Origin of the sequence: Streptomyces sp. NPDC093260 (assembly GCF_040683715.1) — a bacterium.
Lineage (GTDB): Bacteria > Actinomycetota > Actinomycetes > Streptomycetales > Streptomycetaceae > Streptomyces > Streptomyces sennicomposti.
Genome location: NZ_JBFBEK010000027.1, coordinates 1 through 23763 on the forward strand (window position 1 = coordinate 1; position 23763 = coordinate 23763).

The 23763-nt window shown below is 72.9% G+C and carries 17 protein-coding genes; 10 read left to right on the plus strand and 7 right to left on the minus strand.

What is annotated here, in order from left to right:
- From AB0N63_RS27985 to glgB, 3 genes are all read left to right on the plus strand, one after another.
- The coding region (locus tag AB0N63_RS27985) for an alpha-glucosidase C-terminal domain-containing protein (protein WP_365532926.1) at nt 1–501 on the plus strand (501 nt) is incomplete at its 5' end.
- A 278-nt stretch (nt 502–779) separates the two neighbouring features.
- The gene (locus AB0N63_RS27990) at nt 780–2225 is read left to right on the plus strand and encodes a maltokinase (RefSeq protein ID WP_365533099.1); all 1446 of its coding nucleotides are present in this window, start codon (nt 780–782) and stop codon (nt 2223–2225) included.
- 55 nt (nt 2226–2280) lie between these two features.
- Nucleotides 2281–5547: a 1,4-alpha-glucan branching enzyme gene (gene glgB, locus AB0N63_RS27995; RefSeq protein ID WP_365532928.1), complete on the plus strand. Its 3267-nt coding sequence runs from the start codon at nt 2281–2283 to the stop codon at nt 5545–5547.
- Between the two features lie 139 nt (nt 5548–5686).
- Here the strand turns inward: glgB and AB0N63_RS28000 are convergent, their stop codons facing one another.
- The 5 genes from AB0N63_RS28000 to AB0N63_RS28020 form a co-directional block, all read right to left on the minus strand.
- Nucleotides 5687–7960 (minus strand): ATP-dependent DNA helicase, encoded by a 2274-nt coding sequence (locus AB0N63_RS28000; protein ID WP_365533101.1) that lies wholly within the window; start codon nt 7958–7960, stop codon nt 5687–5689.
- A 137-nt stretch (nt 7961–8097) separates the two neighbouring features.
- A complete protein-coding gene (locus AB0N63_RS28005; protein WP_365532931.1) occupies nt 8098–8469 on the minus strand; it encodes a thioredoxin domain-containing protein in 372 nt (123 codons plus the stop codon).
- Nucleotides 8470–8474: 5 nt separating this feature from the next.
- Nucleotides 8475–8894: a MerR family transcriptional regulator gene (locus AB0N63_RS28010; RefSeq protein WP_365532933.1), complete on the minus strand. Its 420-nt coding sequence runs from the start codon at nt 8892–8894 to the stop codon at nt 8475–8477.
- A 123-nt stretch (nt 8895–9017) separates the two neighbouring features.
- Nucleotides 9018–9782 carry a DUF2127 domain-containing protein gene (locus tag AB0N63_RS28015; RefSeq protein ID WP_365532935.1) on the minus strand — a complete coding sequence of 255 codons (765 nt, stop codon included), beginning with the start codon at nt 9780–9782 and terminating at the stop codon, nt 9018–9020.
- A gap of 119 nt (nt 9783–9901) precedes the next feature.
- Complete coding sequence (locus AB0N63_RS28020; protein ID WP_365532938.1) at nt 9902–11578, minus strand: MFS transporter; 1677 nt, start codon at nt 11576–11578, stop codon at nt 9902–9904.
- Nucleotides 11579–11692: 114 nt separating this feature from the next.
- Between AB0N63_RS28020 and AB0N63_RS28025 the strand changes: the two genes are divergently transcribed.
- Nucleotides 11693–12310, plus strand: a complete 618-nt coding sequence (locus AB0N63_RS28025) for a TetR/AcrR family transcriptional regulator (RefSeq protein WP_365532939.1) — start codon at nt 11693–11695, stop codon at nt 12308–12310.
- A gap of 255 nt (nt 12311–12565) precedes the next feature.
- On the opposite strand, the gene AB0N63_RS28030 is transcribed toward AB0N63_RS28025, so the two are convergent.
- Nucleotides 12566–13999, minus strand: coding sequence for a cation:dicarboxylase symporter family transporter (locus AB0N63_RS28030; RefSeq protein WP_365533102.1), 1434 nt, complete (start codon nt 13997–13999; stop codon nt 12566–12568).
- A 121-nt stretch (nt 14000–14120) separates the two neighbouring features.
- Here AB0N63_RS28030 and AB0N63_RS28035 point away from each other — a divergent pair, with 121 nt between their 5' ends.
- From AB0N63_RS28035 to AB0N63_RS28045, 3 genes are all read left to right on the plus strand, one after another.
- Entirely contained in the window at nt 14121–15857 is a 1737-nt protein-coding gene (locus AB0N63_RS28035) for a sensor histidine kinase (RefSeq protein ID WP_365532941.1), read from the plus strand.
- A 104-nt stretch (nt 15858–15961) separates the two neighbouring features.
- Nucleotides 15962–16636 (plus strand): response regulator, encoded by a 675-nt coding sequence (locus AB0N63_RS28040; RefSeq protein ID WP_365533103.1) that lies wholly within the window; start codon nt 15962–15964, stop codon nt 16634–16636.
- Nucleotides 16637–16756: 120 nt separating this feature from the next.
- The gene (locus AB0N63_RS28045; protein ID WP_365532943.1) at nt 16757–17485 is read left to right on the plus strand and encodes a helix-turn-helix transcriptional regulator; all 729 of its coding nucleotides are present in this window, start codon (nt 16757–16759) and stop codon (nt 17483–17485) included.
- Between the two features lie 86 nt (nt 17486–17571).
- Here the strand turns inward: AB0N63_RS28045 and AB0N63_RS28050 are convergent, their stop codons facing one another.
- On the minus strand, nt 17572–18597 hold the full coding sequence (locus AB0N63_RS28050) for an ATP-dependent 6-phosphofructokinase (protein ID WP_365532946.1): 1026 nt from the start codon (nt 18595–18597) through the stop codon (nt 17572–17574).
- 217 nt (nt 18598–18814) lie between these two features.
- Between AB0N63_RS28050 and pta the strand changes: the two genes are divergently transcribed.
- The 3 genes from pta (at nt 18815) to pyk (ending at nt 23726) form a co-directional block, all read left to right on the plus strand.
- Entirely contained in the window at nt 18815–20896 is a 2082-nt protein-coding gene (gene pta / locus AB0N63_RS28055; protein ID WP_365532948.1) for a phosphate acetyltransferase, read from the plus strand.
- A 26-nt stretch (nt 20897–20922) separates the two neighbouring features.
- Nucleotides 20923–22131 (plus strand): acetate kinase, encoded by a 1209-nt coding sequence (locus AB0N63_RS28060; RefSeq protein WP_365532950.1) that lies wholly within the window; start codon nt 20923–20925, stop codon nt 22129–22131.
- Nucleotides 22132–22295: 164 nt separating this feature from the next.
- On the plus strand, nt 22296–23726 hold the full coding sequence (gene pyk, locus AB0N63_RS28065; protein WP_365532953.1) for a pyruvate kinase: 1431 nt from the start codon (nt 22296–22298) through the stop codon (nt 23724–23726).
- Nucleotides 23727–23763 lie beyond the last annotated feature (37 nt).

Below are 23763 nucleotides of genomic sequence, written 5' to 3' on the forward strand. Positions count from 1 at the left end.
GACAACATCTGGCTCGGCGACCGCGACGCCGTCCGGACCCCCATGCAGTGGACCCCCGACCGCAACGCCGGATTCTCCTCCAGCGACCCCGGCCGGCTCTTCCTGCCCACGATCATGGACCCCGTCTACGGCTACCAGGTCACCAACGTCGAGGCGTCCATGTCGTCGCCCTCCTCGCTGCTGCACTGGACCCGCCGCATGATCGAGATCCGCAAGCAGAACCCCGCCTTCGGACTCGGCTCGTACCGGGAGCTGCCGTCATCCAACCCGGCGGTCATCGCCTTCCTGCGGGAGTACGAGGACGACCTCGTGCTGTGCGTGCACAACTTCTCCCGCTTCGCCCAGCCCACCGAACTGGACCTCAGCGCCTTCCACGGCAGGCACCCGGTGGAGCTGTTCGGCGGGGTGCGCTTCCCGGCCATCGGGGAGCTGCCGTACCTGCTGACCATGGCGGGACACGGCTTCTACTGGTTCCGGCTCCGCAAGGACGCCGCGGTCTAGGCCCGCCGCGACGGCGGGTCCGGGTCCGGTCGTGACGGCGGGTCCGGGTCCGGTCGTGACGGCAGGACCGGGCTCCGTCGTGGCGGCGCGGCGGGCCCGGGTCCTGTCGTCGACGCGGGGCAGGGCGGCCCCTCGCGGCCGGCACGGCGGGCGGTCCCCGGCGTGATCCGGACGGACGGCCCCAGGGCCCCCGGACGGGGCGGTTTCCGCCGCCCCGCCTGTGGGCACGCGTGAGTCACACCCGACCAGCGATTGGACGCGACGCCATGTCGGAAGCGATGTCGCAAGCCGTCACCCGCTCCCCCGCCCCGAGCAGCCCCGGTCTTCTCGCTTCGCTGGACCCGCTGCTGCGGGAGTGGCTGCCCCGGCAGCGCTGGTTCGCGGGCAAGGGGCGGCCCGTCACCGGCTTCTCGCTGGTCGCGGCCACCGAGCTGCTGCCCTCCGACGCCAAGCTGGGCCTGCACCACCTGCTGGTGCGCGCCCACCAGCCGCTCCCGTCCGCGCCGGGCGGCGTACCGCACCCCGGCGACTGCTACCAGCTGCTCATAGGCGTGCGCGAGGCGCTGCCGCCGAGGCTGGCGCCCGCGCTGATCGGCCATGTCCACGAGGGCCCGTTCGCCGGCCGTACGGTGTACGAGGCCCTGTACGACCCCCGGCCCGCCGAGGTGATCCTGGAGGCGCTGCGCACCCGGGCCCGCATCGGCGGGCTGCGCTTCGAGCGGCGCGACGAGATACGTCCGGACCTGGTGCCGCGGATGGCGACCGCCGAGCAGTCCAACTCCTCGGTGATATACGGAGATACGTTTATCCTCAAACTGCTGCGGCGGGTCCTTCCGGGCGTCAACCCGGATCTGGAACTGCCGCTGGCCCTGGCCCGCGAGGGCTGCCCCCGGGTGCCGCCGCCGACCGCCTGGATGACCGCCGAGGTGGCCGACGAGTCCTACGTCCTGGGGGTGCTCCAGCCGTTCGTGCAGGGCGCCACCGACGGCTGGGAGCTGGCGCTGCGCGGGCTGGCGAAGGGCGAGGACTTCAGCGCGGAGGCGCGGGCGCTGGGACGCGCCACCGCCGAGGTGCACACCGCGCTGGCCCGGGCGCTGCCCACGGTCACCCTGGCCCACCTCCAGGTTCAGTCGCTGGTCGACGGCATGACCGAGCGGCTCCAGTCGGCGGCGCAGGCGGTGCCGGCCCTGCGGCCCTATGCGCCGGGTCTCCAGTCCGCCTTCGACGCCCTGGCCGACCTCGCCGCCGAGGGCCACACCTGGACCGCGCAGCGCATCCACGGCGACCTCCACCTCGGGCAGTGCCTGCGCAGCGCCTCCGGCGAGTGGTCGCTGATCGACTTCGAGGGCGAGCCCGCGAAACCGCTGGCCGAGCGGCGGATGGCGCAGCCGGTGGCCCGGGACGTCGCCGGGATGCTGCGCTCCTTCGACTACGCGGCGCACTCGGCCGGCGGGCCGCCCGCACCGGGCTGGGCGGCGGCCTGCCGGGCCGCGTTCTGCACCGGGTACGCCGAGGCGGGCGGGCACGATCCGCGCACCGATCCGGTGCTGCTGCGGGCCTACGAGACGGACAAGGCGATCTATGAGGTCCTCTACGAGGCCCGCAACCGCCCCGACTGGCTGCCGGTGCCGCTGTCCGCCGTCCGGCGGCTGGCCACCGGCACGGAGGCCGCCGCCGAGACCTCGGACCCGGCCGGCTCCGGGGCCGGGACCGACGCCCGGTGACCCACCGCACGACCGCATCCGACCTGTTCTGTCCTGCGCCGAGGAGGCTCCGCCCGTGACTGCCCGTCCCCCGTCCAGCGGTCCGGAACCGAAGCGGGCGGCCGAGGCCGCCGGCGACGACCGGCCGGCACCCCCGAGGAAGACGCCCGCGGGGGCGCCCGCGAAGGCCGCGGCGAAGAAGTCCGCCGCGAAGAAGACGGCGACGAAGGCCGCCGCGAAGACGGCGGTCACCAGGAAGGCGGCGACGAAGGCCGTCACGAAGAAGGCCGCGGCGAAGACGACCGCCTCGGACACGGTGGCCGCCGCGAAGAAGGCGGCCGCGCCCGCGAAGAAGACGGCGGCGCGGAAAGCGCCCGCCGAGCAGGCGGTCGCCGCCAGGAAGACGGCCGAGAAGGCGGTCGCGGCGAAGACCGTCGCCAAGAGGGCGGCGGCGCGGAAGGCGACGCCGGAGACGGCGGCCGCGAAGACCGCCGCCGCGAAGAAGGCGCCCGCGGGGAAGGCGGCCGCTGAGAAGAAGACGGTGGCGGGGACGGCGGTGGCCAAGAAGCCGACGGCCAGGACGGTCGCCGAGAAGGCGGTCGCGGCGAAGGCGGTCACCAGGAAGGCCGCGGCGCAGAAGGCGGTCCCGGACAGCACGGCCGCGAAGAAGACGGCGGCCGGGAGGGCGCCCGCGAAGAGGACTTCCGCGGCCGAGGCGGTGGCGGCACAGGCCGTCCCGGAGACCGCGCCGACCCCGGAGACCGCACCCGCCGCGAAGAAGACCACGGCGAAGAAGACGACCGCGAAGAAGACGACGGCGAAGGCCGCCGCCGTGAAGAAGACCCCCGTGAAGAAGACCGCGGCGAAGAAGGCCCCCGCCCGGACCGCCGCCCCCGTCGGCACCGCCCCGGGTCCGACGCCCCCGGGGGGGGAGGCCCCGCACGTGCGGCCCCTTGCGGAGGCGGCGGCAGCCGTGCAGGCCCCGGACGTCCAGTCCCCTGCGGGCGCGCCGACGACCGTGCAGGCCCCGGAAGTCCAGGCCCCGACCGACCAGGCGGCGACCGGCCAGGCCGGCAGGGCGGCGTCCGGCGGGGCGCCTCCCGCCGGGGTGGGCGCGGTGCCCGCCTCCTTCGTCTCCCCGGAGGTGTCCCTCGCCGTCTCCCCCGCCGTGGACACCTTGGACCGGGAGCGGTTGCTCGCCGGCACCCACCACGATCCGCATTCGGTGCTCGGTGCGCACCCCGTGCCCGGCGGGGTCGCGGTGCGGGCGTTCAGGCCGTACGCGCTCGGGGTCGCCGTGGTCGCCGGGGACCTCCAGGTCGAGCTGCGTCACGACGGCGACGGCTTCTTCTCGGGGCTGCTGCCGGCCGGCGACGTACCGGAGTACCGGCTGGAGGTCGCGTACGCCGGGGCGGTGCAGGTCACCGAGGACGCGTACCGCTTCCTGCCGACGCTCGGCGAGCTGGACCTGTACCTGATCGGCGAGGGCCGGCACGAGCAGCTGTGGCAGGCGCTCGGCGCGCACCCGACGACCCACCAGGGCGTCGAGGGCACCCGGTTCGCCGTGTGGGCGCCGAACGCGCGGGGCGTGCGGGTGGCCGGCACCTTCAACTTCTGGGACGGCACCGCGTTCCCGATGCGCTCGCTGGGCGCGACGGGGGTGTGGGAGCTGTTCGTGCCGGGGATCGGCGAGGGCGAACTGTACAAGTTCGAGATCACCCGCCCGGACGGCTCCAAGACGCTGCGCGCCGACCCGATGGCCCGCCGCACCGAGGTCCCGCCGGCCACGTCGTCGGTCATCACCGCCTCGCACCACGAGTGGCGGGACGAGGAGTGGCTCACGCGCCGCGCCGAACTGCCGGCGCACGAGGCGCCGTTCTCGGTGTACGAGGTCCATCTGCCCTCCTGGCGGCCGGGCCTGACCTACCGCGACCTGGCCACCCAGCTCCCCGCCTACGTCAAGGACCTGGGCTTCACGCACGTCGAGCTGATGCCGGTCGCCGAGCATCCCTTCGGCGGCTCCTGGGGCTACCAGGTCACCGGTTTCTACGCGCCGACCGCCCGGCTGGGCACCCCGGACGACTTCAAGTACCTGGTGGACGCGCTGCACCAGGCCGGCATCGGCGTGATCATGGACTGGGTGCCGGCGCACTTCCCGCGCGACGAGTGGGCGCTGGCGGAGTTCGACGGGCGTCCGCTGTACGAGCACTCGGACCCGTTGCGCGCGGCACACCCGGACTGGGGCACGCTGGAGTTCGACTTCGGCCGCCGCGAGGTGCGCAACTTCCTCGTCGCCAACGCCCTCTACTGGTGCGAGGAGTTCCACATCGACGGGCTGCGGGTGGACGCGGTGGCCTCCATGCTCTACCTCGACTACTCCCGTGAGCCGGGCCAGTGGCGGCCCAACGAGCACGGCGGCCGGGAGAACCTGGACGCGGTGGCGTTCCTCCAGGAGATGAACGCGACCGTGTACCGCAGGGTGCCGGGCGTGGTGACCGTGGCGGAGGAGTCGACGGCCTGGGACGGGGTCACCCGCGCCACCCACCACCGCGGCCCGAGCGGCTTCGGCGGGCTCGGTTTCGGGCTGAAGTGGAACATGGGCTGGATGCACGACTCGCTGGAGTACATGAGCCACGACCCCATCCACCGCAAGTACCACCACGGCGAGATGACGTTCTCCATGGTGTACGCGTACAGCGAGAACTACGTGTTGCCGATCTCGCACGACGAGGTGGTGCACGGCAAGGGCTCGCTGGTGTCGAAGATGCCGGGCGACTGGTGGCAGCAGCGCGCCAACCTGCGTGCCTATCTCGCCTACATGTGGTCCCACCCGGGCAAGCAGCTCCTCTTCATGGGCCAGGAGTTCGCGCAGGGCGCCGAGTGGTCCGAGGAGCGCGGCCCGGACTGGTGGCTGCTGGACCCGGCCTACGGCGCGGCGCCCGACCACCGGGGCGTACTGGACCTGGTCCGCGACCTGAACTCCGTCTACCGCGACACCCCGGCCCTGTGGTCGCGCGATGTGCACCCGGACGGCTTCCAGTGGATCGTCGGCGACGCGGCCGACGACAACGTGTTCGCCTTCCTGCGCTACGACGCCGACGGCTCCCCGCTGCTGGTGGTGTCGCACTTCGCCCCGGTGGTGCGCCCCGGCTACCGCATCGGCGTCCCCGACGACGTGCCCGCCTGGCGGGAGGTCGTGAACACCGACGCGGCCCGCTACGGCGGCAGCGACGTGGTCCGCCCGGACCCCGTCAAGCCGGACCCCCAGCCCTGGCACGGCCGTCCGGCCAGCCTCCACCTGACCCTGCCACCCCTGGCGACGATCTGGCTCCGACCGGCATGACCAGCCCGCCCGGCGAAGGGGTTCCTCCGGTTCCCCGGTCCGGTCCGGGAGCTGAAGTCAGCCCGTCCGGCGCTCGATGACGAGGCGTTCAGGCCGACGGCGGAGGGCCGGGGGCGGCACCCCCGGCCCTCCGCCGCCCCTACGCCGCGAACGCCGAAGCCAGCGCCGGAGGCAGCGCCTCCCCGTGCACCACGCCCAGCCGCTGCGTCGCCCGGGTCAGGGCGACGTACAGGTCGCTCGTGCCGTAGCGGGCGGGCTCGACCACCAGGACGGAGTCGAACTCCAGGCCCTTCGCCTGGCGCGGGTCCAGCAGGACGACCTGCCGGGTCAGGTCGGGCTCCGCGCCGGCCGTCACGCCGTCCAGCCGCGCGGCCAGCCGCCGGTGCAGGTCGCGCGGGGCGATCACCGCGAGCCGGCCCTCCGCCGGGGTGAGTGCGGCGACGGCCTTCTCCACCGCGCCGGGCAGGTCGTCGGTGGCGCGCGCCCAGGGCCGTACGCCCGTGGAGCGCACCGAACTCGGCGGCATGAAGCTCGGGTCCTCCGCACGGACCACGGCCGCGGCGACCTCCATGATCTCGGCCGGAGTGCGGTAGTTGACGCCGAGGCGGGTGTGTTCCCAGCGGTCGCCGACGTAGGGCTCCAGGATGTCCGACCAGGCGCCGACGCCGGCCGCCTCGGCGGTCTGCGCCGGGTCGCCGACCAGCGTCATCGAGCGGGTCGGGCTGCGCCGCATCAGCAGCCGCCACGCCATCGGCGACAGCTCCTGCGCCTCGTCCACGATGATGTGCCCGAACGCCCAGGTGCGGTCGGCCGCCGCGCGCTCGGCGGCGCTGCGGTGGTCGTCCTCCTCCTGCCGCTGCGCGAACCGTTCGGCGTCGATGATGTCGTGCGCCGAGAGGATCTCGGAGTCCTCGTCGTCCTTGTCGTCGAACTCGTAGGTCCGCGAGGCGTAGGACACGTCGAGGACGCCCTGCGCGTAGGCGATCTGCGTCTCCCGCTCGCGTTCGGCGCGGGCGCGGACCACCCGGTCGTCCTCGCCGAGCAGTTCGGCGGCCTCGTCGAGCAGGGGCACGTCGGCGACGGTCCAGGCCCGGGTGACCGGGCGGCGGATCGCGGCGGCGTCCGCGTCGGACACGTACCCCTCGGGCTCGGCGAGGAAGTCGGCGACCAGGCGCTGCGGGGTGACGCGCGGCCACAGCCGGTCGATGGCCGACCACACCTCGGGGTTCTCTGCCAGTTCCTCGCGGATCTGGGTGACGTCGCTCGGGTCGAGGAGGTTGGAGCCGTCGTAGGGGTCGGTGCCGATGCGCTCGGCGACCATGTCGGTGAGCGTGTTGAGGATGTGGCCCTCGAAGTGCTCGCGGGCCGCGTTGTGCGGCAGCTTCGCGGCGCGGGTGCGTTCGCGGGCGACGTTGACCAGGCCGTCGTCCAGCATCAGGACCTCGCGGTCGTGCTCGATGGCGATGACGGGGTCGGGCAGCGCCTGCCGGTCCCGTACGACGGCGGCGAGCACGTCGGCCATGTCGGCGCGGCCCTTGACGGCGGCGGCCTCCGGGGTGTCGGCGGCGGTGGCCTTCACACCGGGGAACAGCTCGCCGACGGTGGCCAGCAGCACGCCGGTCTCGCCGAGGGAGGGCAGTACCTCGCCGATGTAGCCGAGGAAGGCCGGGTTGGGGCCGACGATGAGGACGGCGCGCCGGGCCAGCAGCTCGCGGTGCTCGTAGAGCAGATAGGCGGCGCGGTGCAGGGCGACGGCGGTCTTGCCGGTGCCCGGGCCGCCCTCCACCACCAGCACGCCGCGGTGCGGGGCGCGGATGATGCGGTCCTGGTCGGCCTGGATGGTGCGGACGATGTCGCCCATGCGGCCGGTGCGCGCCGAGTTCAGCGCGGCCAGCAGCACCGCGTCGCCGGTCGGGTCCTCGTGGCCGGTGCGGGTGGCGTCACCGAGGTCGAGGATCTCGTCGTGCAGGGCGGTGACCCGGCGGCCCTCGGAGGAGATGTGCCGACGGCGCCTGAGGCCCATCGGGGTGTGGCCGGTGGCCAAGTAGAAGGGACGGGCGACATCGGCCCGCCAGTCGATCAGCACGGGGGTGCGCTCGGCGTCGTCGGCGCGCAGGCCGATCCGGCCGATGTGGTGGCCGGTGCCGTCGGTCAGGTCGATCCGGCCGAAGCAGAGCGAGCCGTCCACGGCGTTGAGCGCGGCCAGCAGCCCGGACCGCTCGGCGACGAGGATGTCCCGCTCCAGCCGGGCCTGCATGGGCTTGTCACCCTGCGCGAGCGCGTCGGAGACGGAGGACTCGGCATCGCCGCGCAGCGCGTCCACGCGCGCGTACAGACCGTCGACGAATTCCTGTTCCCGTCGCAATTCACCGTCGGTCAATTCGGTGTTTGACAATTCCGCTCCCGCCCGGATATACTGTGCTCACTGAACTTCTCCGCGGCCGTTCAGAAAACGAAGTCGCGAACCACCGAATATACGCAGAGAAATCCCCCGGACGCAATTGTCCGGGGGATTTCCTCGTGTCCGGGGCCCGTACGGCCCCCCGCCGGCTACGACGCGGCGGCCACCGCCCCGTCGAACACCACGCCGGGCAGCGCGTCCGCGACCTCCGCGAGCAGCCGCCGCTTGGGCCGCGCCCCCACCATGGACCGCACCGGCTCGCCGCCGCGGAAGACCATGAACGTGGGCATGGACAGCACCTTGTACGCGTTCGTGGTGTCCGGGTTGTGGTCCACGTTCAGCTGGACCACCTTCAGCCGCTCGCCCTCCTCCGCCGCGAGGGCGCTCAGCACCGGCGCCATCTGCCGGCACGGCGGGCACCAGTCGGCGGTGAACTCCACCAGCACCGGCAGGTCAGCCGCCAGCACCTCCCCCGCGAAGTCCGCGTCGGTCACCTCGGTCACACCCTGAGCCTGGCTCATCGCCGTCACCCTCCCAGTTCGCACACGGGTTCCGGACCCCCCGGAACCAGCGCCTCGGCGCCCAGCTCGTCCCGCGCCCGCTCCGCCCGCGCCAACTGCTCACCGACCTTCGCCCGTACGGCCGCCAGCTCGCCGATGAGCGCGTCCAGCTCGTCCAGCTTGCGCCGGTACACCACGAGCGACGCCGGGCAGGAGTCGCCCTCCGGGTGCCCGGCGCGCAGGCACTCCACGAACGGCCGGGTCTCCTCCAGGTCGAACCCGAAGTCCTGGAGCGTCCTGATCTGCCGCAGCAGCTTCAGGTCGCCCTCGTCGTACGTGCGGTGCCCGTGCTCGTCCCGCCGCGCGGGCAGCAGCCCCCGTGACTCGTAGTACCGCAGCGCCCGGGTCGTCGTCCCGGCCCGCGCGGCCAGCTCGCCGATTCGCATACGGACGACGCTACGGCTTGACGCCGACGTCAAGGCAAGAGGCCGGTCGCGACGGTGCCCCGCGCCCGGCCGGCCGTGACGTCCGGCCGCGCCGCGGGGCACCGCGGCCGTGTCCGCGTCCGTTCAGACCAGGACCCCCGCCGACTCCTCCACCTCCAGCAGGGACGCGCTGCGGCGTTCCGCGTCGAAGGCGCGGCGGCCGCCGCGGAGGCCGAAGAGGCGTTTGGTGACGGCGATGTAGAGGACGGCGAGGATGTTCAGGACCAGCGTGGTGATCTTCAGCGCGCTGATGTGTTCGGTGAGTTCGTAGATCTCCAGCGGCAGGAAGGCGGCGGTGGCGACCACCGTCAGGTACTCCGCCCAGCGCTTGGCGTACCAGAGGCCCACCGCCTCGATGATCTCCACCAGCGCGTAGGCCAGGAGCAGTCCGGCCACCAGCAGCAGGGTGGAGTGCTCGTAGCCGAAGGTCTTCTGGATGGTGCCGACGACCGGCGAGTGGTCGAGGTCGTAGTGGAAGTGCTTGAAGACCGGGCGGAAGACGTCCAGGTACTCCTCGAACAGCCGGCGCACCGCGTCCTGGCTGTTGCTGAACTTCCAGACGGCGACCGCCACCAGCACGATGAACACACCGCGCACCGCCCGCTCGACGGCCAGGAAGCGCAGGACGAACAGGTCCCGCAGCACCTTGCCGCGCGGCACCAGCGGCGCCTCGGCCGCCGGCCCGGAGCCGTGCGGGTCGCCGAGCACGAAGTCACCGCAGCGCAGGCAGCGCCACACCTCGCCGAGCGCGGTGTCGGCGTGCAGCCTGATCCGCAGCCGGGGGTCGTCCGGCGCGTAGGTCACGTGCCCCTTGCGCGCGCACGTGCGCCGGTCCCAGTCGATCGCCATCCCCCGTCGCCTCCATCACTTGCGTCACTTGCTCCGTGTGCGCGCACGGCCGTGCCGCACCCGGTCGGTACGGCACGGCACGGTAGCGCGTCGCGGTGAGAGACGACGGACGGGGAGTTTCAGTTCACCCCGCTGCCCGCCAGTTCCTTCTCCCCCGCCTCGGCCGGCTCGGCTTCGGGGGCCGTGCCGCGCGGCAGGAGCAGGGCCACGGCGAGGGTGCCCACACCGAGGACGACCGCGCCGACCAGGCTGGTGTGGGACACCGCCTCGGCGAAGGCGGAGCCCACGGCGTCCTTCATCTGGTGGGCGCCCTGGGCGAGCTGACCGGCCTGCGCCTTGAGCTGCGCGGCCTGCTGGGGGTCGGACGCGTGGGCGGCCTGCGCCGCGAGCTGCCGCGCCCTGTCGCCGACGCCCTGCGCGACGGCGTACCCGGCGCCGACCGAGTCCTGCGCGGAGGCCAGGGCGCTCGCCGGGAGGCGGCTGCCGGCGGTGGCGTCGGCGAGGTGGTCGGAGTAGGAGGTGGCCAGCAGCGAGCCGAGGATCGCGATGCCGAGGGAGCCGCCCAGCTCCAGTGAGGTGTCGTTGACGGCGCCGCCGACGCCCAGCTCGGACTCCGGGAAGGAGCCCATGATCGCGTCGGTGCAGGGCGACAGGGCGAGGCCGATCGCGAGGCCCAGGATGATCAGCGGGGCCACCAGGTCGCCGTAGGAGGACCCGGCGTCGATCCGGGTGAGCAGGGCGAGCGCGGCGGTGCCGCCCACCATGCCCGCGCTGACCGTCCACTTCATGCCGACGCGCGGGGTGAGGTAGCCGGTCAGCGCGGAGCCGGCGAAGACCGCGCCGGCCAGCGGCAGCATGCGCACACCGGTGGCCAGGGCGTCGTAGCCGAGGACGAACTGGAGGTGCTGGGTGAGGTAGTAGAAGGCGCCGAAGACGGCGAGGAAGAACAGGGCGACGGCGAGGTTGGCGCCGGCGAAGCGGCGGTGGGCGAAGCGGCGTACGTCGAGGATCGGGCGCGGGTGGCGCAGCTCCCACAGGACGAACGCGATCAGGCCGGCGCCCGCGACCACCGCGGCGGCGATCGCCTTGGCGTCCCAGCCGAAGTGCGGGCCCTGGATGATCATGTAGACGAGGGCGCCGGTCCACATCACGGACAGCAGTCCGCCGACGTAGTCGATCCGGTCGTGGTGACCCGCCTTGGACGGCGGGACGAGGACGAACGCGGCGACCAGGGCGACGGCGGCGATCGGCACGTTGATCAGGAACGTGGAGGCCCAGCCGTGGTTCTTGAGCAGTGCGCCGGCGACGACCGGACCGGCCGCGATGGCGAGTCCGGCGGTGGCGGTCCACAGGGTGATCGCCTTGGCGCGTTCGGCGCGCGGGAAGGTCGCGGCGAGCAGGGAGAGTGTGGCCGGCATGATCAGCGCGGCGCCGACGCCCATCACGGCGCGGGCCGCGATGACGGTGGCCGCGCTGTCGGCGAGGTAGCCGAAGACGGCTCCGCCGCCGAACACCAGCAGGCCGAGCACGAGCGCGCCCCGGCGGCTGTACTTGTCGCCGATCGCGCCGAGCAGCAGCATCAGCGCGGCGTAGGGAACGGTGTAGCCGTCGATGACCCACTGCAGGTCGGAGCTGGACAGCCCGAGGTCGCGGGTCATGTCGGGCGCGGCGACGGTGAGGGCGGTGTTGGCCATCACGATGATCAGCAGGCTCAGGCAGAGCACCAGCAGCGCCCACCAGCGCCGGGCGTAGGGGCGGTCCATCCGCTCCACCGGTTCGTTCATGACGAGTCGCATGGCAGGGGTTGCCTTCCTCGGAAGCGCGACGGGATTGCACAGGCATGTGCATTTACACAACCCTGTGCAATGTACGTCGATGCACAGCGCTGTGCAAACCGAGCGGGGTGCAGAATGTCAGCCATGACCACGGGTAACAGCACGCGCGCCGACGCCAACCGGCGCCGCATCCTCGACGTCGCCCTCGCCGAGATGCTGCGCGACCCCGACGCTTCCATGGACCAGATCGCGCGCGCCGCGGGCGTCGTACGGCGCACGGTCTACGGCCACTTCCCGAGCCGCGAGGCGCTGATCAGCACGCTCGTGGACGACGCGGTGCAGGCGCTGGCGGACGCGCACGCGGCGGGGCGCGAGGGCGTGGCCGACCCGGCGGAGGCGGTGGCGCGCTCGGTGCTGGCCATCTGGCCCATCGCCGACCGCTACCGGCTGCTGGTGGCGCTGGCCCAGCGCACGGTCACCATGGAGGGCATCCGCGAGCGGCTGGCCCCGGTCCGCACGGCCTGCGCCGACCTCCTCCAGCGCGGCTTCGACCAGGACGTCTTCAGCTCGCCGCTGCCCGCGCCCGCCCTGGCGCACGTGCACGAGCAGATCCTGTTCGCGCTGATGGAGGCCGTGAACGACGATCTGCTGCCGGCCCACGAGGCCGGCCGTTCGGCCGCCGTGACGGTCCTGGCGGCGGCGGGGGTGCCGGCGGCGCCGGCGGGCGCGCTGGTCGCACGGCTCGCGCACTGACGGCGGAGCGGCCGCCCCCCTGCTCGGGGAGACGGCCGCTCGGGGCGCGGGACAGAGCGGAAAGCCGCTCGGGGCGCGGGAGGAGCCGGACGCCTGTCGCGAGACGCCCGGGGGAAGCCCGGGAGGAGCCGGACGCCTGTCGCGGCCCGGGAATGTACCTGCGGAAAAGCCGGGCGCCCGGCCAGGGTTCAGGCAAGGCCGGGCGTCCGGAGCAGTGGGCCGCCCGCGCGGTGCGGGCGGCCGGGGGAAGGCCCCTCAGGCCTTGGCGAGCTGCTTCTCGTCGTCCTCCCGCGCCTTCGGCGCCTGGGCGGGAGCGTCGTCGGAGTCGTCCAGCAGGGTCCGCTCGTCGAACGGCAGGTCGCCCGCCAGCACCCGCCGTACGCGGTCCTTGTCCACCTCGCCCGTCCAGGTGCCGATCAGCAGCGTGGCCACCGCGTTGCCGGCGAAGTTGGTCAGCGCGCGGGCCTCGCTCATGAAGCGGTCGATGCCGACGATGAGGCCGACGCCGTCGACCAGCGCGGGCTTGTGCGACTGGAGGGCGCCCGCGAGGGTGGCGAGCCCCGCGCCCGTGACGCCCGCCGCGCCCTTGGAGGCGATCATCATGAACAGCAGCAGGGTGATCTGCTGGCCGATGGAGAGCGGCTGGTCCATGGCGTCCGCGATGAACAGCGAGGCCATGGTCAGGTAGATCATCGTGCCGTCGAGGTTGAAGGAGTACCCGGTCGGCACGGTGATGCCGACGACCGGGCGGCTCACGCCCAGGTGCTCCATCTTCGCGATCAGCCGGGGCAGCGCGGACTCGGACGACGAGGTGGACAGGATCAGCAGGAACTCGCGGCCGAGGTACTTCAGCAGCTGGAAGATGTTGACGCCGGCCACCACCCGGGTCAGCGCGCCGAGCACCACGACCACGAACAGCAGACAGGTGGCGTAGAAGCCGAACATGATCGTGGCGAGCGCCTTCAGGGCGTCGATGCCCGTCTCGCCGACCACGGCGGCCATCGCGCCGAACGCGCCGATCGGCGCCGCCCACATGATCATGGCGAGCACGCGGAACACCAGCCGCTGGATGTGCTCGACCCCGCGCAGCACCGGCTCGCCCTTGCGGCCCATGGCCTGGAGCGCGAACCCGACGAGCAACGCGACCAGCAGCGTCTGGAGGACCTCGCCCTCGGTGAACGCCGAGACCAGCGTGGTCGGGATGATCCCGAGCACGAAGTCGACCGGGCCCTCCTTCGCCGCGTCCGCCTGCGCGTGGCCGACGCCCTTGACGGCCTCGGTCAGGTGCATCCCGCTGCCCGGGTGGACGAGGTTGCCGATCACCAGGCCGATGGCCAGCGCCACGAACGACATGGCGATGAAGTAGCCGAGGGCGAGACCGCCCACCTTGCCGACCTTCGCGGCCTTGCGCACCGAACCGACGCCGAGCACGATCGTGCAGAAGATGATGGGGGAGATCATCATCTTGATCAGGTTCACGAAGCCGGTGCCGAGCGGCTTCAGCTCCTTGGCGAAGTCCGGCGAGGCGAACCCGACGACCACGCCGAGCACCACCGCGGCGATCACCGCTATGTAGAGGTAGTGGGTACGGTCCCGCTTGGCTGCGGGGCCCGGTCCCGCTGCGGGTGCGGCAGGTGCCGTATCGGCTGCGCTGGTCACGGCGGCCCTCCTTGACGACGTCGTCGGCATCACCGGCGTGCGGCTCACGTCCGGGGAGATTCGGGGATGCCGCGACTATCTCCCGCGCTGTGAGAGCGGTCACCCTTCCGTTCATTTAGTTCACGCCACGACCGGGAGGCAGACTTGCCGCATGCGTATACCCGCCCTCCCGAGACCGCGCAGCCTGGCGGGCCAGCTCTTCGCGATGCAGGCCGTGCTGCTGGCGCTCGTGGTGGCCGGATACGCACTGTTCACCTACGTCAGCGACCGCGGCCAGGCGGAGGGCGCGGCGTGCCGGCAGGCCACGGCGGTGGCCCGCTCGATCGCCGACTCCCCCTCCGTGCGGGCCGCGATCCGCACCGCCGACCCGACCGCCGACCTCCAGCCGTACGCCCTGAGGGTCCAGCGGGACACCGGGGTCGACTTCGTCACGATCATGACGCCCGAGGGCATCCGCTGGACCCACCCCGACCCGCGGCAGATCGGCCGCCCCTTCCTCGGCACCATCGCGCCCGCCCGGCGCGGCGAGACCTTCACCGAGACCTACACCGGCACCCTCGGCCCGTCCGTCCGCGCGGTCACCCCCGTCCTCGACCGCGGCCGGGTCGTCGGCCTGGTCAGCGCGGGCATCCGGGTGGAGGCGATCAGCGCGCGGATCCAGGAGCAGGTCACGGCGCTGTTCGGGGTCGCGGCCGGCATCCTCGCACTGGGGGCGCTCGCCACGTACGTCATCAACGCGCGGCTGCGCCGGCACACCCACGGGATGAACGCCGAGCAGCTCAGCCGGATGCACGACTACCACGAGGCCGCGCTGCACGCCGTGCGCGAGGGGCTGCTGATGCTGGACGCCGGCTACCGGGTGGCGCTGATCAACGACGGCGGCCGCGAGCTGCTGGGGGTGGGCGGCGCGGCGCAGGTCGTCGGGAGGTCGGTTGCGGACCTGGGGCTGCCCGCCCCGCTGACCGGGGCGCTGCTGTCCTCCGAGCCCCGGCTGGACGAGGTGCACCTGACCGCGTCGCGGGTGCTGGTGGTGAACACCTCCCCGGTCTCCGGCGGGCAGCGCCGGGGCACGGTGGTCACCCTGCGCGATGTGACCGAGCTGCAGTCGCTGATGGGCGAGCTGGACTCCGAGCGGGGGTTCACCCAGGCGCTGCGCTCGCAGGCGCACGAGGCCGCCAACCGGCTGCACACCGTGGTGTCGCTGATCGAGCTGGGGCGCGCCGAGGAGGCCGTCGCCTTCGCTACGGCGGAGCTGGAGCTGGCGCAGGCCCTGACCGACCAGGTGGTCTCGGCGGTGAGCGAACCGGTGCTGGCCGCGCTGCTGCTCGGCAAGACGGCGCAGGCCAACGAGCGGGGCGTGGAGCTGGTGGTGTCCGAGGACAGCGGCCTGGACGACGGTCTCCTGCCGGCCGCACTGCCCGCCCGGGACCTGGTGACGATCCTCGGCAACCTGGTGGACAACGCGGTGGACGCGGCGCAGGGCGGGCCGCGGCCCCGGGTGACGGTGACCGTGGCGGCGTGCGCGCGGGAGGCGGAGCTGGTGCTGCGGGTGGCGGACACCGGGCCCGGCGTCGATCCGGCCCACACGGACCTGGTCTTCCAGCGCGGCTTCTCGACCAAGGCGACCGGATCCGGCGGGCGCGGCCTGGGCCTGGCCCTGGCCCGCCAGGCGGTCCACCGCCACGGCGGCACTCTGTCGGTGACGCCCGCGGAGGACGGCGGCGCGGTGTTCGAGGCCCGCCTGCCCCTGGGGTACGGCCCGGGGCGGGTCTCCTCCCCGGCGGGCTTCCCCCGGCCCGCGCCGCGCCCCGGGGACGGCCCTGGGGTCGCCTCGCACCCCGGCACGGACCCCGCCACCGCGACCACCGGCCCCGGAGGCGACGCATGACGAACGACGGTACGACCGGCAGACCGGCGAAGGCGCCCCACGGGACGGCGGGCGCACCCGGAGCGGCGGGCGGCCCCGGGGGCGCCGGCGCCGCCCCGATCCGGGTGCTCGTCGTCGAGGACGATCCCGTCGCCGCGGACGCGCACGTGATGTACGTGGGCCGGGTGCCCGGATTCGTCGCGGTCGGGAAGGCGCACACGGGTGCGCAGGCCCGGCGGGAGCTGGAGCGCACCCCCGTGGACCTGCTCCTGCTCGACCTGCACCTGCCGGACGTGCACGGTCTTCAGCTGGCGCGCTCCCTGCGGGCCGCCGGCCACCAGGCGGACGTGATAGCGGTGACCTCGGCGCGGGACCTCGCGGTGGTGCGCGAGGGGGTCTCGCTCGGCGTGGTCCAGTACGTGCTGAAGCCGTTCACGTTCGCGACGCTGCGGGACCGTCTGGTGCGCTACGCCGAGTTCCGCGCGGCGGCGGGCGAGGCCAGCGGGCAGGACGAGGTGGACCGGGCGCTCGCGACCCTGCGCGCCCCCGGGCCGGCCGCGCTCCCCAAGGGCCTGAGCGCGCCGACCCTGGAGCGGGTGACGGGCGCGCTGCGGGAGGCAGGGGAGGGGCTGACGGCGGCCGCGCTCGCCGAGGCGGTGGGCATCTCCCGGATCACCGCCCGGCGCTATCTGGAGCACCTGGTGGAGGCGGGCCTGGCCGTCCGCAAGCCGCTGTACGGCCAGGTGGGCCGCCCGGAGCTGGTGTACCGCTGGGTGCGCGGAACCGGCGGCTCCCGCTGATCCCCGCCGGCTCCCCACCTGCCCGTGCCGCGGAACCTACGGAACCGTACTTTCCGACAACGTGTGATCCTGTGGGAACGGACCGTGGTCACCGGGCCGCCGGGCCCCTAGCTTGTGCCCGTGCACCGACCCTCAGCCCCACCGAACCGGCCCGCCACCGGCCCGTCCGACGCGTCCACTCCGCCGTTCAACGCTCCGGCCGCCCGCCGGATCCGCGCCGCCCTCGGCACGGGCGCCGAGCACGTGGCCCACACCCTGCGCGTCTCCTACGGACTGCCGTACGCGACGGCGGATCTCGTCACCGCCTGGGAACGCGGGACCGCCTCCCCGTCCAGCCCCGAACTCACCGCTCTCGCGGCCGCGTTGTGGTGTTCGCCGGGTGAACTGATCGGCCGTCCGCGCACCTTGCGCGAGCACCGCGTGGCGCGGGGTCTGCCGGCCGAGGAGGTGGCACGCGGGGTGGGCCTCGAACTCGCCCGTTACCTGCGGATGGAGGACGGCGACGGCTGGCACGGCACCGAACGGCAGTCCGCCGCGCTCGCCCGGGTGCTCGACCTGGCGCTGCCCGACTTCGTCGCCGTCACCGGCCGGGAGGCGGACCTCGCCGAACTGCTGCGCAGCGCCGTCGGCACCCGCTGGCAGGCGTACGTCCGTCCGGTGGGCAAGCTGGTGCCGCTGGAGCGGCGGCGGCTGGAGCGGGCGCTCCGGCGGCTGCACCAGGACTACCAGGGGCAGGTGGTCGCCTCGCTGAGCTGGGGCGGCAACAGCGCCGCCCGCCAGTCGGGCGACGCCGGGCGCGAGTTCCTGGACCGGATAGTGGAGCACTTCTGGGCCGAGGCGCAGCCGTAGCCGCGAGGGAGCAGCCGTGGCCCCGGAGGCGCGGCCGTGACCGCCGCGCCCTGGCCGGAGCGCGGACTCGTCCCGGAGGCGACCGGCTAGAAGACCGACTCCGCCTCGTCCATCCGGTCCTTCGGGACCCGCTTCAGCTCGGTCACGGCCTCCGCGAGCGGCACCATGACCACGTCGGTGCCGCGCAGGGCGGTCATGTGGCCGAACTCGCCGCGGTGCGCGGCCTCCACCGCGTGCCAGCCGAAGCGGGTGGCGAGGACGCGGTCGTAGGCGGTGGGCACGCCGCCGCGCTGGACGTGGCCGAGGATGACCGGCTTGGCCTCCTTGCCGAGCCGGCTCTCCAGCTCGTACGCCAGCGCCGTGCCGATGCCCTGGAAGCGCTCGTGGCCGAACTTGTCGATCTCGCCCTTGCCGTAGTCCATGCTGCCGTCGACGGGGTGGGCGCCCTCGGCGACGCAGATCACGGCGAACTTCTTGCCGCGGTCGAAGCGCTCCTCGACCATCTTGACCAGGTCGGCGGGGTCGAAGGGGCGCTCGGGCAGGCAGATGCCGTGGGCGCCGGCCGCCATGCCGGACTCCAGGGCGATCCAGCCCGCGTGCCGGCCCATGACTTCGACGACCATCACGCGCTGGTGGGACTCGGCGGTGGTCTTGAGCCGGTCCATGGCCTCGGTGGCCACGCCGACGGCGGTGTCGAAGCCGAAGGTGCGGTCGGTGGAGGAGATGTCGTTGTCGATCGTCTTCGGCACGCCGACCACCGGCAGACCGGCGTCCGAGAGCATGCGGGCGGCGGTCAGCGTGCCCTCGCCGCCGATCGGGATGAGCGCGTCGATGCCGAACCGGTGGATCATGTCGGAGGCGTTCTCGCACGCCTCGCGCAGCCGGTCGCGCTCCAGGCGCGAGGAGCCGAGGATGGTGCCGCCGCGGGCGAGGATGCCGCTGACCGCGTTGAGGTCGAGCGCGCGGTAGCGGCCGTCGAGCAGGCCGGCGTAGCCGTCCTCGAAGCCGATGACCTCGTCGCCGTAGGTGGTGACCGCTCGGTGCACGACCGACCGGATCACCGCGTTCAGTCCCGGACAGTCGCCGCCTGCCGTGAGAACTCCGATACGCATCGCGCTGTGTCTCCTGCTCACTGTTGATACCGGTGATCCTGTCCGATTGTTTCACGTCCCCGGCCCTCCTACGTCTTGACGGGCGCCTTACTTAGCGGCGGGGGTATTGTCAAGAGGGCTCCGCTCGCCCGGCGGGCTTTTTTTGCACGCCGGGCACCTGCCGGAGGCTTCTCGAAGACCCGAGGACCCGAGGAAACCCGAGGAAACGGAGAGCCGCGTGACCCGCAGCGTGTACGTGACCGGCATCGACCGCGGTGACGGCCGCCAGGTCGTGGAGCTGGGAGTCATGGAGCTGCTGACCCGGCAGGTGGACCGGGTGGGCGTCTTCCGCCCGCTGGTCCACGACGGCCCGGACCGCCTCTTCGACCTGCTGCGCGCCCGCTACCGGCTCTCCCAGGACCCGGCGACGGTCTACGGCATGGACTACCAGGAGGCGTCCGCCCTCCAGGCCGAACAGGGCACCGACGAACTGGTGTCCGCCCTGGTCGACCGCTTCCACCTGGTGGCCCGCGACTACGACGTGGTCCTCGTCCTCGGCACCGACTACGCCGACACGCAGCTCCCCGACGAGTTGTCGCTCAACGCCCGTCTCGCCAACGAGTTCGGCGCCTCGGTGCTCCCGGTCGTCGGCGGCCGCAGGCAGAGCGCGGAGTCCGTGCTCGCCGAGACCCGCAACGCCTACCGCGCCTACGACGGCCTCGGCTGCGACGTGCTGGCCATGGTCACCAACCGGGTCGCGCCCGAGGACCGCGACGAGATAGCCGGGCGGCTGGCCGGCCGCCTGCCCGTGCCCTGCTACGTCGTGCCCGACGCCCCCGCCCTGTCCGCGCCGACCGTCGCGCAGATCGCGCAGGCCCTGGACGGCAAGGTGCTGCTCGGCGACGACTCGGGCCTCGCCCGCGACGCGCTCGACTTCGTCTTCGGCGGCGCGATGCTGCCCAACCTCCTCAAGGCGCTCACCCCGGGCTGCCTGGTCGTCACCCCCGGCGACCGCGCCGACCTGGTCGTCGGCTCGCTGGCCGCGCACAGCGCCGGCACCCCGCCGATCGCCGGGGTGCTGCTCACCCTGAACGAGGAGCCCGGCGAGGAGATCCTCACCCTGGCCGCCCGGCTCGCCCCCGGCACCCCGGTCGTCTCGGTCACCGGCAACAGCTTCCCCACCGCCGAACGGCTGTTCGCCCTGGAGGGCAAGCTGAACGCGGCCACCCCGCGCAAGGCGGAGACCGCGCTCGGTCTGTTCGAGCGGTACGTCGACACCGCCGACCTCAACAAGCGCGTCTCCGCGCCGAGCAGCGACCGGGTCACACCGATGATGTTCGAACACAAGCTGCTCGAACAGGCCCGCTCCGCCAAGCGCCGCGTCGTCCTGCCCGAGGGCACCGAGGAGCGCGTGCTGCACGCGGCGGAGGTGCTGCTGCGCCGGGGCGTGTGCGATCTGACGCTGCTCGGTCCGGTGGACACGATCCGCAGGAGGGCCGCCGACCTCGGCATCGACCTCGGCGACTCGCAGCTGATCGACCCGGCCGTCTCCGAGCTGCGCGACTCCTTCGCCGAGCAGTACGCCCGGCTGCGCGCCCACAAGGGCGTCACCACCGAGCTGGCGTACGACGTGGTCTCCGACGTGAACTACTTCGGCACGCTGATGGTCCAGGAGGGCCTGGCCGACGGCATGGTGTCGGGCTCCGTGCACTCCACGGCCGCCACCATCCGCCCGGCCTTCGAGATCATCAAGACCACGCCGGACTCCTCGATCGTCTCGTCGGTGTTCTTCATGTGCCTGGCCGACAAGGTGCTCGTCTACGGCGACTGCGCGGTCAACCCGGACCCGGACGCCGAACAGCTGGCCGACATCGCCGTCCAGTCGGCGGCCACCGCCGCCCAGTTCGGCGTGGAGCCGCGGATCGCGATGCTGTCGTACTCCACCGGCACCTCCGGCACCGGCGCGGACGTGGACAAGGTGCGCGAGGCGACGGAGCTGGTGCGGCTGCGCCGCCCGGACCTGATGATCGAGGGCCCGATCCAGTACGACGCGGCCGTGGAGCCGTCGGTGGCCGCCACCAAGCTGCCCGGCTCGGAGGTCGCCGGCCAGGCCAGCGTGCTGATCTTCCCGGACCTGAACACCGGCAACAACACCTACAAGGCCGTGCAGCGCTCGGCGGGCGCGATCGCGGTCGGCCCGGTCCTGCAGGGTCTGCGCAAGCCGGTCAACGACCTCTCCCGCGGCGCGCTGGTCCAGGACATCGTCAACACCGTCGCCATCACGGCGATCCAGGCCCAGGCCCGGCCGGCCGCCGGCTGAACCCACGGAAGAAGGCTTCGAACACCGTGACCGCGACCCGCGTCCTCGTCCTCAACTCCGGCTCCTCGTCGCTGAAGTACCAGCTGCTCGACATGCGCGACGCGAGCCGGCTCGCCGTCGGCCTGGTCGAGCGGATCGGCGAGCAGACCTCCCGCCTCAGGCACACCCGCGTCACCTCCGGCGACACCCGCGAGCAGAACGGCCCGATCGCCGACCACGACGCCGCCCTCAAGGCCGTCGCCGAGGAACTGGCCAAGGACGGCCTCGGCCTGGACTCACCCGACCTGTCCGCGATCGGCCACCGGGTGGTGCACGGCGGCATGTTCTTCACCGAGCCGACCGTCATCGACGACGGCGTGCTCACCGAGATCGAGCGGCTGGTCCCGGTCGCACCGCTGCACAACCCCGCCAATCTCACCGGCATCCGCACCGCCATGGCCCTGCGCCCCGACCTGCCGCAGGTGGCCGTCTTCGACACCGCCTTCCACACCACGATGCCGGAGCCGGCGGCCCGCTACGCCATCGAGACGAAGATCGCCGACCGCTACCGGGTGCGCCGCTACGGCTTCCACGGCACCTCGCACGCCTACGTCTCGCGCGCCACCGCTCAGCTGCTCGGCAGGGCGCCCGAGGACGTCAACGTGATCGTGCTGCACCTGGGCAACGGGGCCTCCGCCGCGGCGGTGCGCGGCGGCCGGTGCGTGGACACCTCCATGGGGCTCACCCCGCTGGAGGGGCTGGTGATGGGAACGCGTTCCGGCGATGTCGACCCGGCCGTCATCTTCCATTTGCAGCGTGTCGGCGGAATGTCCATGGACGAGATCGACACTCTCCTCAACAAGAGGAGCGGTCTGTTCGGTCTGTGCGGCGACAACGACATGCGGGAGATACGGCGCCGGATGGACGAGGGCGACGAGCAGGCGCGGCTCGCCTTCGAGATCTACATCCACCGCCTGAAGAAGTACATCGGCGCCTATTACGCGGTACTCGGCACGGTGGACGCGGTCGCCTTCACGGCCGGGGTCGGCGAGAACGCGGACTTCGTCCGGGCGGCCGCCGTGGCCGGCCTGGAGGGGCTCGGCCTGGCGGTGGACGGCGCCCGCAACGCCGTACGGGGCGATCAGGCGCGGCTGATCTCGCCCGAGGGCGCGCGGGTGGCGGTGGCCGTGGTGCCGACGGACGAGGAAATGGAGATCGCCAGCCAGACCTACGCACTGGTCGGAAAGGACGAGTGAGGGCGCGCCGGGGAACGCCGGCCGGGAAGCGGTGGAGAAGCGCCGGAGAAAACCGCAGAGTAACTTCCGCGGAATTCCGGTACTCGCCTGAGCGGGAACGCGCCCATTTGTATCTTCCGCCAGACGGAATATTCCGCAGCGAAACAAACCGATAGGATCGCCCCATGCGCCGTTCGAAAATCGTCTGTACTCTCGGCCCCGCGGTCGACTCCCACGAGCAGCTCGTCGCGCTGATCGAGGCCGGCATGAACGTGGCCCGCTTCAACTTCAGCCACGGCACGCACGCCGAGCACCAGGGGCGGTACGACCGCGTCCGGGCCGCCGCCAAGGAGACCGGCCGGGCCATCGCCGTCCTCGCCGACCTGCAGGGCCCGAAGATCCGGCTGGAGACCTTCGCCGAGGGCCCGGTGGAGCTGGAGCGGGGTGACGAGTTCACCATCACCACCGAGGACGTCCCCGGCGACAAGCACATCTGCGGCACGACGTACAAGGGGCTGCCGGGCGACGTCTCGCGCGGCGACCAGATCCTCATCAACGACGGCAACGTCGAGCTGAAGGTCCTGGACGTCGAGGGCGCGCGGGTCCGGACGATCGTCATCGAGGGCGGTGTGGTCTCCGACCACAAGGGCATCAACCTGCCCGGCACCGCGGTGAACGTGCCCGCGCTGTCCGAGAAGGACATCGAGGACCTGCGCTTCGCGCTGCGCATGGGCTGCGACATCGTCGCGCTGTCCTTCGTCCGGGACGCCAAGGACGTCGCCGACGTGCACCGCGTCATGGACGAGGAGGGCCGCCGGGTCCCCGTCATCGCCAAGGTGGAGAAGCCGCAGGCGGTGGAGAACATGCAGGACGTCGTGATGGCGTTCGACGGTGTGATGGTGGCCCGCGGCGACCTCGCGGTCGAGTACCCGCTGGAGCGGGTCCCGATGGTGCAGAAGCGCCTGATCGAGCTGTGCCGGCGCAACGCCAAGCCGGTGATCGTGGCGACCCAGATGATGGAGTCGATGATCACCAACTCCCGGCCGACCCGCGCCGAGGCCTCCGACGTGGCCAACGCGATCCTGGACGGCGCGGACGCGGTGATGCTGTCCGCCGAGTCCAGCGTGGGCGCCTACCCGATCGAGACCGTCAAGACGATGTCGAAGATCGTCACGGCGGCCGAGGAGGAGCTGCTGTCCAAGGGCCTGCAGCCGCTGGTCCCGGGCAAGAAGCCGCGTACGCAGGGCGGTTCGGTGGCCCGTGCCGCCGCCGAGATCGCCGACTTCCTGGGCGGCAAGGGCCTGGTGGCCTTCACCCAGTCCGGCGACACCGCCCGCCGGCTGTCCCGCTACCGCGCGACCCAGCCGATCCTGGCCTTCACCACCGACGAGGCCACCCGCAACCAGCTGGCGCTCAGCTGGGGCGTGGAGCCGCACGTCGTGCCGTTCGTCAACAGCACCGACGAGATGGTCGACCTGGTCGACCAGGAGCTGATCAAGCTCAAGCGGTTCAACGAGGGCGACGTCGTGGTGATCACCGCCGGCTCCCCGCCCGGCGTCCCCGGCACCACCAACATGGTCCGCGTCCTGCACCTGGGCGGCAACGGCCGCGACTGACGGCAGGGCCCGCCGTCGGCCGACGAGCGGGCCCCCG

Bases quoted from the DNA above. Each gene is read 5' to 3' on its own strand.
- AB0N63_RS27990 (WP_365533099.1), top strand. From the start codon at position 780: ATGTCGCAAGCCGTCACCCGCTCCCCCGCCCCGAGCAGCCCCGGTCTT.
- AB0N63_RS28005 (WP_365532931.1), bottom strand. From the start codon at position 8,469: ATGAGCCAGGCTCAGGGTGTGACCGAGGTGACCGACGCGGACTTCGCG.
- AB0N63_RS28010 (WP_365532933.1), bottom strand. From the start codon at position 8,894: ATGCGAATCGGCGAGCTGGCCGCGCGGGCCGGGACGACGACCCGGGCG.
- AB0N63_RS28015 (WP_365532935.1), bottom strand. From the start codon at position 9,782: ATGGCGATCGACTGGGACCGGCGCACGTGCGCGCGCAAGGGGCACGTG.
- AB0N63_RS28020 (WP_365532938.1), bottom strand. From the start codon at position 11,578: ATGCGACTCGTCATGAACGAACCGGTGGAGCGGATGGACCGCCCCTAC.
- AB0N63_RS28025 (WP_365532939.1), top strand. From the start codon at position 11,693: ATGTCAGCCATGACCACGGGTAACAGCACGCGCGCCGACGCCAACCGG.
- AB0N63_RS28030 (WP_365533102.1), bottom strand. From the start codon at position 13,999: ATGCCGACGACGTCGTCAAGGAGGGCCGCCGTGACCAGCGCAGCCGAT.
- AB0N63_RS28035 (WP_365532941.1), top strand. From the start codon at position 14,121: ATGCGTATACCCGCCCTCCCGAGACCGCGCAGCCTGGCGGGCCAGCTC.
- AB0N63_RS28050 (WP_365532946.1), bottom strand. From the start codon at position 18,597: ATGCGTATCGGAGTTCTCACGGCAGGCGGCGACTGTCCGGGACTGAAC.
- pyk (WP_365532953.1), top strand. From the start codon at position 22,296: ATGCGCCGTTCGAAAATCGTCTGTACTCTCGGCCCCGCGGTCGACTCC.